The sequence below is a fragment of the Saccharomonospora piscinae genome, assembly GCF_005862235.1.
GTDB classification, from domain to species: domain Bacteria; phylum Actinomycetota; class Actinomycetes; order Mycobacteriales; family Pseudonocardiaceae; genus Saccharomonospora; species Saccharomonospora piscinae.
This window is the reverse complement of the sequence record NZ_VCEK01000001.1, coordinates 750,432-763,910: the sequence shown is the minus strand read 5'-3', so window position 1 is coordinate 763,910 and position 13,479 is coordinate 750,432. Positions and strand designations below refer to the sequence as shown.

General features: G+C 72.0%; 11 protein-coding genes. 7 read left to right on the top strand and 4 right to left on the bottom strand.

What is annotated here, in order from left to right; all coding sequences use genetic code 11:
* Positions 1 to 117: 117 nt before the first annotated feature.
* The gene (locus FFT09_RS03685; RefSeq protein WP_081190727.1) at positions 118 to 711 is read right to left on the bottom strand and encodes a TetR/AcrR family transcriptional regulator; all 594 of its coding nucleotides are present in this window, start codon (positions 709 to 711) and stop codon (positions 118 to 120) included.
* A 159-nt stretch (positions 712 to 870) separates the two neighbouring features.
* Complete coding sequence (locus FFT09_RS03680; protein WP_024874318.1) at positions 871 to 2,064, bottom strand: Glu/Leu/Phe/Val family dehydrogenase; 1,194 nt, start codon at positions 2,062 to 2,064, stop codon at positions 871 to 873.
* A gap of 111 nt (positions 2,065 to 2,175) precedes the next feature.
* On the opposite strand from FFT09_RS03680, the gene FFT09_RS03675 reads away from it, so the two are divergent.
* The 6 genes from FFT09_RS03675 (at position 2,176) to FFT09_RS03650 (ending at position 8,151) form a co-directional block, all read left to right on the top strand.
* Complete coding sequence (locus FFT09_RS03675) at positions 2,176 to 3,102, top strand: LysR family transcriptional regulator (protein WP_081190726.1); 927 nt, start codon at positions 2,176 to 2,178, stop codon at positions 3,100 to 3,102.
* Between the two features lie 132 nt (positions 3,103 to 3,234).
* The gene (locus FFT09_RS03670; RefSeq protein WP_081190725.1) at positions 3,235 to 4,539 is read left to right on the top strand and encodes a glutamate-cysteine ligase family protein; all 1,305 of its coding nucleotides are present in this window, start codon (positions 3,235 to 3,237) and stop codon (positions 4,537 to 4,539) included.
* Between the two features lie 4 nt (positions 4,540 to 4,543).
* Complete coding sequence (egtB, locus tag FFT09_RS03665; RefSeq protein WP_425273036.1) at positions 4,544 to 5,935, top strand: ergothioneine biosynthesis protein EgtB; 1,392 nt, start codon at positions 4,544 to 4,546, stop codon at positions 5,933 to 5,935.
* On the top strand, positions 5,928 to 6,713 hold the full coding sequence (gene egtC / locus FFT09_RS03660) for an ergothioneine biosynthesis protein EgtC (RefSeq protein ID WP_138381814.1): 786 nt from the start codon (positions 5,928 to 5,930) through the stop codon (positions 6,711 to 6,713). Before egtB ends, egtC begins: the two co-directional genes overlap by 8 nt.
* On the top strand, positions 6,710 to 7,684 hold the full coding sequence (gene egtD, locus FFT09_RS03655) for an L-histidine N(alpha)-methyltransferase (protein WP_138381813.1): 975 nt from the start codon (positions 6,710 to 6,712) through the stop codon (positions 7,682 to 7,684). The genes egtC and egtD overlap by 4 nt, the downstream gene beginning before the upstream one ends.
* Positions 7,685 to 7,731: 47 nt before the next feature.
* Complete coding sequence (locus tag FFT09_RS03650; protein WP_138382044.1) at positions 7,732 to 8,151, top strand: nitroreductase family deazaflavin-dependent oxidoreductase; 420 nt, start codon at positions 7,732 to 7,734, stop codon at positions 8,149 to 8,151.
* Positions 8,152 to 8,160: 9 nt separating this feature from the next.
* Here FFT09_RS03650 and FFT09_RS03645 read toward each other — a convergent pair whose 3' ends face one another.
* Both FFT09_RS03645 and FFT09_RS03640 read right to left on the bottom strand, forming a co-directional pair.
* Positions 8,161 to 8,874, bottom strand: a complete 714-nt coding sequence (locus tag FFT09_RS03645) for a sulfite exporter TauE/SafE family protein (protein WP_081190721.1) — start codon at positions 8,872 to 8,874, stop codon at positions 8,161 to 8,163.
* An 83-nt stretch (positions 8,875 to 8,957) separates the two neighbouring features.
* Positions 8,958 to 11,768: an aconitate hydratase gene (locus FFT09_RS03640; RefSeq protein ID WP_138381812.1), complete on the bottom strand. Its 2,811-nt coding sequence runs from the start codon at positions 11,766 to 11,768 to the stop codon at positions 8,958 to 8,960.
* A 413-nt stretch (positions 11,769 to 12,181) separates the two neighbouring features.
* Here FFT09_RS03640 and FFT09_RS03635 point away from each other — a divergent pair, with 413 nt between their 5' ends.
* On the top strand, positions 12,182 to 13,474 hold the full coding sequence (locus FFT09_RS03635) for an NlpC/P60 family protein (RefSeq protein WP_138381811.1): 1,293 nt from the start codon (positions 12,182 to 12,184) through the stop codon (positions 13,472 to 13,474).
* The last annotated feature ends 5 nt before the right edge of the window (positions 13,475 to 13,479 follow it).

Here is a 13,479-nt window from a genome sequence, read left to right as displayed (position 1 = left end):
CGGGTGAGGTCACTCCTCCATATCGTGGGTCGAAGTGGCGCTATCTTAACCACCTCCAACGGGGCCGTGCGGAAACGTGTTCCACGGACCACGGGCGGCGCACCGCCGCCACGCGGATCACAGCTCCGGCGTCGCCAGGCCGCGATGGCGGCGCACGCTCTCCTCGACCACGTCGAGCACCGGTTCGAGGTCGTCGGCGGGAAGGCCCATGGCGAGGTGGGACACCAGCCCTTCCAGGACCAGTTCGAGATACGCGGTGAGGACGTCGACGCTCACGTCGTCGCGCAGGTTGCCCGCTTCGCGCTGCCACAGCAGGCGCTTACGGGTGGCGGTGGTGAGCTGCTCCGATCGTTGCGCCCAGCGCGCGCGGAAGTCGGGGTCCGTGCGCAGGCGGCGCGAGACCTCCAGCCGGGTGCCGAGCCAGTCGGCGGGATGTGCGTCCGCGCCGGACAGCAGTTCGCGCATCACCTGCACGAGGCCCTGCTCGGCCACGACGTCGGCCATGCGCCGCGCGTCGTCCTCGGCCAGTGCCAGAAACAGCGAGTCCTTGTCGCGGAAATGATGGAAGATGGCTCCCCGGGAGAGCCCGGTCGCGTCCTCCAGGCGCCGGACCGTCGCCCCCTCGTAGCCGTGGCGGGTGAAACAGACGCGCGCGCCGTCGAGGATCTGACGACGGCGCGCCGCGAGGTGGTCCTGGCTGACCCGGGGCATCCCACGATCTTGACAGCGGGTCCGGTAGATCGCAATCCGTACGTACGTACTGTGATGCTGCTCCCCGTGGCTCACCCGGCGGAGTGAGCACCGTAGGGCTGTTGCGGTGAAGGCTCACCGTCGCCGCCACACTCGCGGCAACGGTGAGCCCGGCCCGGATCACGGGATGGTGAGTACCTCGTCGACCGGGGCCCCGTTGGCAGCGGCCAGTTCGCGGGTCGCCGCGAACTCCGAGCCGGTCTGCCTCGGCGGCACGCGGTCGGCGTTCCAGGCCGCCAGCAGCAGGGCGACCTTCGCCTGCATCTCGGTGCGCAGCTTGAAGAACGAGTCGGTCGGCTCGGCCCCGACCTGCCCCAGCAGCAGCCACCATGCCCACGCCGCCGCTCCCGCGTTGGCGACGAAGTCCGGGATCACCGGAATGCCGCGTGCGGCGAGCATCGCCTCGGCCTCGGGAGTCGTCGCCGCGTTCGCGGCCTCCACGACGGCGGAGGCTTTGACGTCGTAGGAGTTGTCCGGCGTCAGCGCGTAGGAGATGGCGGCCGGGACGAGGATGTCGGCCTCGGCGGCCACCACGGCGGAGCGGGGCAGGCGCTGCACCCGCTCGGGTACCTGGGTGCGGTCGATCTCGCCGTAGCGGTCCCGGGCCTCCAGCAGTGCCGGGATGTCGAGCCCCTCGGGGTCGTAGAGGGTGCCCGCGGCGTCGGCGACGGCGACGATCCGCAACCCCGCCTCGTGCAGGTACCAGGCGGCGCCACCGCCCATCGTGCCGATTCCCTGGACGGCGACGGTGGTGGACTCGTGCGTCCACTCCCACGCGGAGACCACACCGAGGCAGGCCTGCGCCACGCCGTAGCCGCCGATGACGTCGCCCAGCAGCAACCCTCCCGGCACGGGCGCGCCCAGACCGGCCTGCACGCGGCGCAGCGTGCGCTCGGGATCGGCCGAGCGGCGGATCGCCGCGTGGTACGACTGCCGCAGGCCCAGCCCCGCGAAGACGTCGTCGATGAGGTGCTGCGGCACGCCGAGGTCCTCGGCGGTCACCCAGTGCGCGTCGATCCAGGGCCGCATGGCCTGGCAGAACCGCTCCAGCACGCCCCTGGCGCGCGGGTCCTTGGGGTCGAAGTCGATACCACCCTTGGCGCCGCCCACGGGCAGGTCGAACGTGGCGGTCTTGGCCGCCATGCCGCGGGCGAGGTCCTCGACCTCCGACATCGTGCATCCGGGACGCATCCGCGTCCCACCCGTCGCCAGCCCGGAGACGAGAGTGTGCACGACGAGATAGCCGTGAGCACCCGTCACCCGGTCGGTCCATGTCAGTCGCAGCAACGGTTCGTCGGCATGCTGGAGACCCACTCGACCCCTCCTCCTGTGGCACTGACTGGTGTTTGCCTACTCACAGGCTGGGGCGCGGGAACCGCTCACGTCCAGTTAAGGATGATGCACGGTTCCGTTTAGTGTTGATGCATGGAGCTGTCGGTGCATCGGTTGCGGATGCTGCGGGAGTTGCAACGCAGGGGGACGATCACGGCCGCGGCTGCGGCCCTGCATTATACGGCGTCCGCTGTGTCCCAACAGCTGGCGCAGTTGGAGCGCGACGTCGGCGCGAAGTTGTTCGAGCGGCTCGGCCGCCGGGTGCAGCTGACCGAACTGGGCATGCTGCTCACGGAGCACGCGGAGGAGATCCTGGGCGCCGTCGAACGGGCCACGTTGGCGCTGGAGGAGGCACAGGAGACCCAGACGGTGCGGCTCACGGCCGGGGTATGGGCCTCGGTCGCGTCGGGTCTGCTGCCGACGGCACTGGCCTCGCTGGCCGAGGACCATCCGGGAATCGAAGTGAGAACCCGGGAACTCGCCCCGGAGGAGACGGCCGACGCGGTGCGGGACGGGTCGCTGGACTTCTCGTTCGTCATCGACTACACCGACGCGCCCACGCCGTGGGACAACGGGCTGGAACGCGTGGCCGTGGCGGTGGAGCGGCTCTACGCCGCGGTCCCGGCGGCGACCGCGACGACGAGCACGATCAGCCTGTCCGAACTGGGCGATCAGCCGTGGATTCTCGCCAGTCCCCGGAGCCATTTCGGCAGGGCGGTGCGGGTCGCCTGCCAGCGTTTCGGCTTCGAGCCCACGATCAACCACGAGGTCGAGGAGCAGGCCACGGCCATGGCGATGGTGAGCGCGGGGCTGGGAGTGACCCTGGTGTCGGATCTGGGGCTCACGCTGCGGCCGTCCGGCGTGGACATCCTCACGTTGACGACGCCGGTGCTGCGGACCGTGTCGGTGGCTCACCGCCGGACCACCCAACGCCGACCCGCGCTGCGCCTGGTGATCGACGCCGTGCGGGCCGCGGCGGCGGAGCTGGGACTCGGGGCCTCGGCCACGGTTCCGGGCTGAGACACGGACGGAACGGGCGGTGCGGACGCCGTGAGCGGAGCGGAATCCCGAGGTTTCGGCCACTCGAAAGTGTCGTACCCCCCGTGTAGCGTCCGGTGGTGGTCACCGGCGCAGAGCGTGGGGAGTGTGGCGATGACAGCGATTCGCGACGCCCGTCCGTGTCCGTCCGGCGCGGGCCCCGACGGTCCCGGGCCGGGGGACGTCCCGCCGGTCGCGGCAGCGGAGGAGGCGGCGGCCAGGGAATTGTCCGACCGCGCGGAGGGCGAGGCCTACGTGGCGTCGGTGTGCTTCAAGCACGGCCCGCCGCGGCTGCTCGGAGTGGAGCTCGAATACACCGTCCACGACACCACCGACCCCGCCCTCCCGCTCACGGCGTCCCGCCTCGCCGGGGCACTCGGCCCGCACGCCCCGCGCACTCTCGTCCCCGACAGCCCCGCCCTTCCTCTGCCCGCGGGCTCGGCGCTGACCCTCGAACCCGGCGGCCAGGTGGAGATCTCCACCACTCCCCATTCCTCGTGGCGCTCGCTCTGCGACGCGGCCGACACCGACCTCGCCGCCGTGACCGACCTGCTGGCGCGTGCGGGCCTCACCCTCGGGACGCACGGCATCGACCCGTTCCGCACTCCCCGGCGTCTGCTGCCCACACCGCGGTACGCGGCGATGGAACGCCGGTTCGCCCCGATCGGGCCCGGGGGGATCACGATGATGTGCAGCACGGCGGCGTTGCAGGTGTGTGTGGACGCGGGGGAGCGGGCGCACGTGGCGGGCCGGTGGGCGGCCGTGCACGCGCTGGGCCCGGTGCTGCTCGCGCTGTTCGCCAACTCCCGCCACCACGCGGGCGCCGACACCGGATTCGCCTCGGCGCGCTGGCGGTCCGTGATGGACACCGAGCCGTGCCGCACGCTGGCGCCGGAACCCGCTGACGATCCGGTCGCGGCCTGGGCGGGCCGGGTGATGGACACCCCGTTGCTCGTGCTGCGGGGCGACGGCGACACGTGGGACGCGCCCGCCGGACTCACCTTCGCCGACTGGGTGGCGGGCAGGGGAGCGGCGGCGAAACTTCCCCGCCCCACCGTGGCCGACCTGGACTATCACCTCACCACGCTGTTCACGCCCGTGCGTCCGCACGGCTATCTGGAGGTGCGCTACCTGGACGCGCAGCCCCCGGAGAGCTGGGCGCACGCGGCTGCGCTGCTGGCGGCCCTGCTGTCCGGTCCCGACGTCGTGGACCGGGTGGTGGAGCGGTGCGCGCCGGTGACGGACCGCTGGTCCGCCGCCGCGCGGCACGGGCTGGCCGACCCGGCGATCGCCGCCGCGGCCTCGGCCGTCGCCGGTCTGGGCTGCGCCGCCCTGTCCACATTGGATCTTCCCGATCGCACGATCACCGACATCGCCGACACCGTCGACCGCAGGCTGCGGGCGGCGGGAAGGGAGTGACATCGTGACCAGCGTCCACAGTGAACCCCACGACGTATCCGGCGGCCGTCCCGCGCCGCCCCCGCTGGGGGAGCGCTCGGAGGAGGACCTGCGGGCACACACCGCCGAGGTGCTCCACCGGGCACGGGCGCGCAGCACGGCACTGACCGAGGCCGTGGACGACGACGACCTCGTCCGGCAGCACTCCAAGCTGATGTCGCCGCTGGTGTGGGACCTCGCGCACATCGGCAGCCAGGAGGAGATCTGGCTGGTGCGCGACGTGGGCGGGCGGGAACCGCTGCGCCCGGACATCGACGATCTCTACGACGCCTTCCAGCACCCGAGGGCGACGCGCCCGGAACTGCCGTTGCTCGGGCCGTCGGAGGCGCGCGGCTACGTGGCACAGGTGCGCAGCAAGGCGCTCGACGTCCTCGAGCGCACCACCCTGAGCGGTGACACGCTGACCGGGACCGGCTTCGCCTTCGGCATGATCGCCCAGCACGAACAGCAGCACGACGAGACGATGCTCGCCACCCACCAGTTGCGCCGGGGTGATCCGGTGCTGCGTGCTCCCGAGCCTCCCCGGCCGGCGACGGGCGACCTGCCGGACGAGGTGGTCGTCCCCGCGGGCCCGTTCGCGATGGGAACGTCGGTGGAGCCGTGGGCGCTGGACAACGAGCGCCCGGTACACGAGGTGTTCGTCGCGGGTTTCGCGCTCGACACCACGCCGGTGACCAACGCCGCCTTCGCCGCCTTCGCCGACGACGGCGGCTACCGCGACTCCCGCTGGTGGAGCGCGGAGGGCTGGGCCTACCGCAGCGCCCACGACATCGTCGCGCCACGCTTCTGGCGGCGGGAGGGTGATCGCTGGTGGCGCAGGCGGTTCGGCGTCGACGAACCGGTGCCGGACGACGAGCCGGTGATGCACGTGTCCTACTACGAGGCCGAGGCGTTCGCGCGGTGGACGGGCAGGCGCCTGCCCACCGAGGCGGAGTGGGAGAAGGCCGCCCGGTTCGACCCCGCCACCGGGCGGTCCCGGCGGTACCCGTGGGGGGACGGCGAACCGGAACCGCGCCACGCGAACCTGGGACAGCGGCATTTGCGCCCCGCTCCCGTGGGTGCCTATCCGGACGGCGCGTCGCCGCTCGGGGTGCACCAGCTGATCGGTGACGTGTGGGAGTGGACGAGCAGCGACTTCCGGCCCTATCCGGGTTTCGCCGCGTTCCCGTACCGCGAGTACTCGGAGGTCTTCTTCGGCCCGGAGCACAAGGTGCTGCGCGGCGGGTCGTTCGGCAGCGATCCGGTGGCCGTTCGCGGCACCTTCCGGAACTGGGACTACCCGATCCGCAGGCAGATCTTCGCCGGGTTCCGGTGTGCCCGCGACCTGACCGCCGCCGAGACGGCCGCCGGTGTGTAGGCACCTGGCCTATCTCGGACCGCCCGTGTCGCCAGCCGATGCCGTCCTGCGCGCGCCGCATTCGCTGCTGGTGCAGTCGTACGCACCGCTGGACATGCGTGGCGGTGGCACGGTGAACGTGGACGGTTTCGGGTGCGGCTGGTTCGCGGGCGACGGCTACCCGACGCGGTACCGCCGCGCCGATCCGATCTGGACGGACGGGGCACTGCCCCGGTTGCTGGAGCCGGTGCGCACGGGCAGTTTCCTCGCGGCCGTGCGGTCGGGCACGCCCGGCATGCCGGTCACCGAGACGGCCTGCGCCCCGTTCGCCGACGACGACTGGCTGTTCAGCCACAACGGCGTGGTGCTCGGCTGGCCGGAGTCGATGGCGCGGCTGGCGGCGGAGATCCCGGTGGTGGATCTGCTGCATCTGGACGCGCCCACCGATTCGGCACTGCTGTGGCGCGCGCTGCGCTTCGACCTGCGGCGCGGGCGTGATCCCGTGGCGGCGGTCGCGGACCTGAGCTTCCGGGTGGAGACCGGCGCGCCGGGCTCGCGGCTGAACCTGTTGCTCGCGGGCAGGGACCTGCTCGTCGCCACCGCCTGGTCGCACTCGCTGTCCGTGCGCACGGCGGGCGGCGGTGTGCTCGTCGCGTCGGAACCGTGTGACGGCGACCCGGCCTGGCAGGCCGTCGCCGACGGCGATCTGGTGGTGGCGCGCAGAACCCGGGGCGCGGACGAGAATGTCGAACCGTCGGTCGAGATCAGCACCGTGGAGAAGGAACGGAGTCAGGCGTGAGTGACGTGCGGATCGACGTTCAGCGCGACAGTGCCGAGGTGACCGGGGCCCTGCGGGAGGACGTGCGGGCCGGGCTGTCGGCCCAGGAGAAGTGGTTGCCGTCCAAGTGGTTCTACGACGCCCGTGGCAGTGAGCTGTTCGAGCGCATCACCACGCTGCCCGAGTACTACCCGACCCGGGCCGAGCGGGACGTGCTGCGCGTTCACGCCCCGGACATCGTGGCCGCCAGCGGCGCGAGAACCGTGGTCGAGCTCGGGTCGGGATCGGGTGAGAAGACCCGGTTGCTGCTCGACGCGTTCACCACGAGCGGTCGGCTGGAGGTGTTCGTGCCGCTGGACGTCTCGGAGTCGGCGCTGGCGGAGTCGGCCGGTGCGCTCGCCGCCGACTACCCGGGCCTGGCGGTACACGGGGTCGTCGCCGACTTCACCGGCGCGCTGGACTCCCTTCCCGGCGCCTCGCCGCGGCTCGTGGCCTTCCTCGGTGGAACCATCGGCAACTTCCTGCCCGCCGAGCGGGCGAAGTTCCTGTCCTCGGTGCGCTCCGTGCTCGGGGCGGGGGAGTGGCTGCTGCTCGGGACCGACCTCGTCAAGGACCCGGACACGCTGGTGCTCGCCTACGATGACGCGGCGGGCGTGACCGCCGAGTTCAACCGCAACGTGCTGCTCGTGCTGAACTCCCGGCTCGGCGCGAACTTCGACCCGGAGGCCTTCGACCACGTCGCCCGGTGGGACGCGCGGCACGAGCGGATCGAGATGCGCCTGCGGGCCCGCCACGAACTGCGTGTGGACGTGCCGGGTGCCGAGCTGGCCGTGACGTTCGCGGCGGGCGAGGAGCTGCGCACGGAGGTGTCGGCGAAGTTCCGGCCGGACGGCGTGCGGGCCGAGCTGGCCGACGCGGGGTTCACCCTGCGGCACTGGTGGACCGATCCGCGGCATCGGTTCGGTGTGTCGCTGGCTGTGGCGCACGAGTGAGACCACTCGAAGCGCTGGCGCGGCGGCTGGGTGCGAGTAGGTGGATGATGCGGTGCGCCCCGGCCGTGCTGTGGGCGGACTCGCGGTTGCACCGCCTGTCGCGGGGCCGGTGGAGCCTGCTCGGGATCGCGGGCCTGCCGTCCCTGCGACTGACCACGGTCGGCAGGCGCAGCGGGGTACGGCACACCACCGGGCTGCTCTACTTCCCCGACGGCGACACCTTCGTGGTGGTCGGGTCCAACTGGGGGCGGCCCCGTGACCCGGACTGGGCGTTCAACCTGCGGGCGGAGCCCGACGCGACCGTGACCGTGGGCGGCGTGCCGGCACCGGTGCGGGCGCGGGAGGTGCGGGGCGAGGCCCACGCCGCGCTGTGGCGGCGGCTGCTCGAATTCTGGCCCGGCTACGGTGCCGAGGCGCGCTGGGCGGGGCGCGAGCTGCCGGTCTTCGTCCTCGCGCCCCGGCCGTGAGCCCCGAGCTCAGCCCACGACACTTCGCGTCAGCAGCACCAGCGCGCTGACGGTCGCCACCGACAGCACCGCGACGCGCATCCGCCGCCCGTGCAGGAACCGGCGTGCGGGCCCGGACAGCAGGAACCCGGCGACCAGGAACGGCAGCAGCCAGGCCACCGTGACGAGGTGGCCGGTGTTCACCTGTCCCGCCAGGCCCAGCGCCAGCAGCGAGATCGACGAGCCCAGCGCGAAGCAGGCCCCCAGCGTAGCGCGGATCTCCGGGCCCGCCGAGTGCTGGTACAGCAACGCCAGCGGCGGGCCCCCGATGGACGACGCGGTACCGAACGTGCCGCTGGCCAGCCCCGCCACCAGCAGCGAGCGCGGGGCGGGGCGCGGTGTCCACGACACCACGGACAGCACCACGCAGACGAGCACCGCGACGGCGACCGCGCCGGCGAAAGCACGGGGTGCGAGCAACGCCACCGCCAGCACCCCGAGCGCGGTGCCGGGAAGCCTGCCCGCGGTCACGAAGCCCACGCCGCGCCAGTCGACGTGGCGATGCTCGCGCGCCACCGTCAGCAGCGCGTGCGCCAGCGCGATCACCAGCAGTGGCACGGGAACCAGCCGCGGGTCCACGAGTGTCAGCAGCGGCGCCGCGATGAGGTTCATCCCGTATCCCACGGCGCCCTGCACGAGCGCGCCGCACGCCAGCGCCAGTCCCGCCAGCAGGATCTCCGACATGGGTGCCCTCCCGGGTCATGGCGCGGCGAAGGCCACCCTCACAGCGCCGGACGCGGTGAAGGTGGCCTTCGCGGCGACCCGGATCAGGCCGAGGTCATCTTCCGCAGCACGTACTGCAGGATGCCGCCGTTGCGGTAGTAGTCGGCCTCGCCCGGCGTGTCGATGCGGACGACGGCGTCGAACTCGACGGTCGTGCCGTCCTCCCGTGTGGCCGTGACGCGCACCGTGCGCGGCGTCTCGCCCTCGTTGAGGGCCGTGATGCCGCTGACGTCGTAGGTCTCGGTGCCGTCGAGCCGCAGCGACGACGCCGACTCGCCCTCGGGGAACTGGAGCGGGATCACGCCCATCCCGATCAGGTTCGAGCGGTGGATGCGCTCGAACGACTCGGCGATCACCGCGCGGACTCCGAGCAGCCGCGTGCCCTTGGCCGCCCAGTCACGCGACGAACCGGAGCCGTACTCCTTGCCGCCGAGCACCACCAGCGGCGTGCTGCGCGCCGCGTAGTTCTGCGCCGCGTCGTAGATGAACGCCTGCGGGCCGCCCTCCTGCGTGAAGTCGCGGGTGTAGCCGCCCTGCACGTCGTCGAGCAGCTGGTTGCGCAGCCGGATGTTGGCGAACGTGCCCCGGATCATCACCTCGTGGTTGCCCCGGCGGGAGCCGTAGGAGTTGAAGTCCCTGCGCTCGACGCCGTGCTCGGTGAGGTAGCGGCCCGCGGGGGTGTCCGCCTTGATCGCACCGGCGGGGGAGATGTGGTCGGTGGTCACTGAGTCCCCCAGCTTCGCCAGCACCCGCGCGCCCGCGATGTCGGTGACCGGGTCCGGCGACGCCGCCATGCCCTCGAAGTACGGGGGCTTGCGCACGTAGGTGGACTCGCCGTCCCACGCGAACGTCTTGCCCTCCGGCGTCGGCAGCGACTTCCACCGCGGCCCGCCGTCGAACACGTCGGCGTAGTCGGTGGTGAACATGTCCTGCGTGATCGACGAGTCGATCGTCTGCTGGATCTCCTGCGGCGACGGCCAGATGTCCCGCAGGTAGACGTCGTTGCCGTCGGAGTCCTGGCCCAGCGGCTGGCCTTCGAAGTCGAAGTCCATCGTGCCCGCCAGCGCGTACGCGATGACCAGCGGCGGCGACGCCAGGTAGTTCATCTTCACGTCGGGGTTGATGCGGCCCTCGAAGTTGCGGTTACCCGACAGCACCGACACCGCGGTGAGGTCGTTCTCCTGGATCGCGGCCGAGATCTCCTCGGGCAGCGGGCCGGAGTTGCCGATGCAGGTGGTGCAGCCGTAGCCCACCAGGTGATAGCCCAGCTTCTCCAGGTACGGCCACAGTCCGGCGCGGTCGTAGTAGTCGGTGACGACCTGCGAGCCGGGCGCCATCGACGTCTTCACCCACGGCTTGACCGAGAGGCCCTTCTCCACCGCGTTGCGCGCCAGCAGGGCGGCGCCCAGCATCACCGACGGGTTGGACGTGTTGGTGCACGACGTGATCGAGGCGATCACCACGGCGCCGTGGTCGAGCACGAACTCGCCACGGTCGGCCGACGACACCGTCACCGGCTTGGTCGGGCGGCCGGACGAGCCGTTGGCCGCCGAGTGGACCTCGACGGCGCCGTCGTCGGCGAACTGCAGCGACGCCGGGTCGCTCGCCGGGAACGACTCCTCGGACGCCTCGTCCATCTTGGTGTGGGGAACCGGGTGGTTCTCCTCCACGTAGTCGTGCAGCGACTTGCGGAACGAGGACTTGGCGTCGGTCAGCTCGATCCGGTCCTGCGGGCGCTTCGGGCCCGCGATCGACGGCACCACGGTCGAGAGGTCGAGTTCGAGGTACTCGGAGTACTCGGCTTCACGGCTCGGGTCGTGCCACAGGCCCTGCTCCTTGGCGTACGCCTCGACGAGCGCGAGCTGCTCGGCCGAGCGGCCGGTGAGCCTCAGGTAGCGCAGCGTCTCGTCGTCGATCGGGAAGATCGCCGCCGTGGAGCCGAACTCGGGGCTCATGTTGCCGATCGTGGCCCGGTTGGCCAGCGGCACCGCGCCCACGCCCTCGCCGTAGAACTCGACGAACTTGCCCACCACACCGTGCCTGCGCAGCATCTCGGTGATCGTCAGCACGACGTCGGTGGCGGTGGCCCCCGGCGGGATCTCGCCGGTGAGCTTGAAGCCGACCACGCGAGGGATCAGCATCGACACGGGCTGGCCCAGCATCGCGGCCTCGGCCTCGATGCCGCCGACGCCCCAGCCGAGCACGCCGAGGCCGTTGACCATCGTGGTGTGGGAGTCGGTGCCGACGCAGGTGTCGGGGTAGGCCTGTCCGCCCCGGGCCATCACGGTGCGCGCCAGGTGCTCGATGTTGACCTGGTGGACGATGCCGGTTCCCGGCGGGACGACCTTGAACTCCTCGAAGGCGTTCTGGCCCCAGCGCAGGAACTGGTAGCGCTCACGGTTGCGCTCGTACTCGATCTCGACGTTGCGCTCGAAGGCGTCGGCGCGGCCGAACACGTCGATGATCACCGAGTGGTCGATCACGAGTTCCGCGGGCGCCAGCGGGTTGACCTTGTCGGGATCGCCGCCCAGCTCCGTGACCGCCTCGCGCATGGTGGCGAGGTCCACCACGCAGGGAACCCCGGTGAAGTCCTGCATCACGACGCGCGCGGGCGTGAACTGGATCTCGGTGGCCGGGTCCGCGGTGGGGTCCCAGCCGCTGAGCGCGCGAATGTGCTCGGCGGTGATGTTGGCGCCGTCCTCGGTGCGCAGCAGGTTCTCGAGCAGGATCTTCAGGCTGTACGGCAGACGCTGCGAGCCCTCGACCTTGTCCAGGCGGAACACCTCGTAGGAGGCGTCACCGACCTGGAGCGTGTCGCGGGCGCCGAAGCTGTTCTTGCTGGCGGGTGCAGTCACGTGTCACTCCAGTGGCGGCGGTGGTTCGGGTAGGAGCAGGTCGAGTGTCGCCCACCCCCACCGCGTCCGCAGCGCCCGCGGAGGTGGCCGTCGCGACGGCCTGCCCACTAAACCGTACGCTTGTCCTTTTTCTGGTCAAGGTCAGGATAGCCCACCGGTGTGCTCCGGGGGTGTGATAGCGGCATCCGTGGCGCCCTGGCTTGTGCAGCGAAGGCCACCTTGACTGCGTGTGGTGCAGCGAAGGTGGCCTTCGCTGCACCACCCCTCCGGCGCTGGGTCACCCGGACGAGCGCGGCACCCGTCACCCGGATGCCTGAATTCGCAGGGAGAAACTCGTGTTTCGCCTGGTGCGCGTGGTGTGCCTGTGACACCGGTGGCACAGTCGGGAGCCATCCGACGTGGAGGTGACACCGGTGCCGAGCGAGCGAGTGCGAACGTCCCGGCCGGCCGCCGTCCTCGCGCTGCTGGTGGCGGCGCTCAGCGGCGCCTGCCACGTGGCCTCGGCCCAGCCGCCCGACAACCCGAGTGACTCCGAGATCCGCCAGAGCGAGGAGCGGGCGCAGCGCAGGGCCGACGCCGTGGGGCGGCTGGCCAACGACCTCGCGGAGACCGAAGCCCGGCTGGGCGAGCTCCACGCCGAGGTCGCGGCCCAGCGTGAGGCCGCCAACAAGGCACGGGTCGACCACGACTCCGCCGTGGCCGCCGCGGAGGAGGCCGACCGGGCGGCCACCGCCGCCGAACGGCGGGCCCACGGTGCCCGCGCGACGCTCGGTGACGCCCGGCGTGACTTCGACGACTTCGTGGCGGGCAGCTACCGCCAGGGCGGCGTCATCGGCTCCGTCGGCGCCTACCTGGGCGCCGAGAATCCGCGCGATGTGCTCGCGCGGGAGCAACTGCTGGGCGCCGTCGGTGAGGTCCACCTCGGCACGCTGCGCCGACTCCAGGACGCGCTCGTGGAGGCGGCGAACGCCGACGCCGACGCTCGCGAGGCGCTGCGCACCGCCGAGACGCGGCGGGTGGAGGCCCGGCAGGCCAGCGAGGCGGCCGACGCCGCGATGGCCGACGCGGTGTCCGCCGCGCGGGAGCAGCAGCGCGAACTGCGGGCCGTCGAGGCGGACAAGCGCGACGTCGAACGGCGCCTCGCTCAGGCCAGAAACACCGTGGACGGCCTGCATGCCCAACGTGATCGCTACGAGCGGTGGCGGGACCAGCAGGCCGCCGCCGCGCCCCCGGCGGCGCCCGCCCCCGCCGCCCCCGCCACGCCCCCGGCTGCCTCGGGCCACTCCGGTGACGTCGTCGAGTCCGTCGTCGCGCGAGCGCTGTCCCAGCTGGGTGTGCCCTACGCGTGGGGCGGTGGCAACGCGCACGGGCCCACCTACGGCATCCGCGACGGCGGCGTCGCCGACGCCCACGGTGACTACAACAAGATCGGGTTCGACTGCTCGGGGCTGATGATCTACGCGTTCGCCTCCGTGGCGGCGTTGCCGCACTACAGCGGCTACCAGTACGAGGCGGGCCGCAAGATACCGCTGGCGCAGATGCGGCGCGGCGACATGCTGTTCTGGGGCCCGGGTCGCATACACCACGTCGCGCTGTACCTGGGCGACGGGCAGATGGTGGAGGCCCCGTACTCGGGCGGACACGTGCGCGTCGCGCCGGTACGCTACAGCGGCATCATGCCGTACGTCACCCGCCTGGTGGAGTAGTGACC

What these genes read in the sequence shown, in the direction of transcription:
- FFT09_RS03650 (WP_138382044.1), top strand. Translation starts at nt 7,732, where the DNA reads ATGCGGTGCGCCCCGGCCGTGCTGTGGGCGGACTCGCGGTTGCACCGC.
- FFT09_RS03675 (WP_081190726.1), top strand. Translation starts at nt 2,176, where the DNA reads ATGGAGCTGTCGGTGCATCGGTTGCGGATGCTGCGGGAGTTGCAACGC.
- FFT09_RS03645 (WP_081190721.1), bottom strand. Translation starts at nt 8,874, where the DNA reads ATGTCGGAGATCCTGCTGGCGGGACTGGCGCTGGCGTGCGGCGCGCTC.
- FFT09_RS03670 (WP_081190725.1), top strand. Translation starts at nt 3,235, where the DNA reads ATGACAGCGATTCGCGACGCCCGTCCGTGTCCGTCCGGCGCGGGCCCC.
- FFT09_RS03685 (WP_081190727.1), bottom strand. Translation starts at nt 711, where the DNA reads ATGCCCCGGGTCAGCCAGGACCACCTCGCGGCGCGCCGTCGTCAGATC.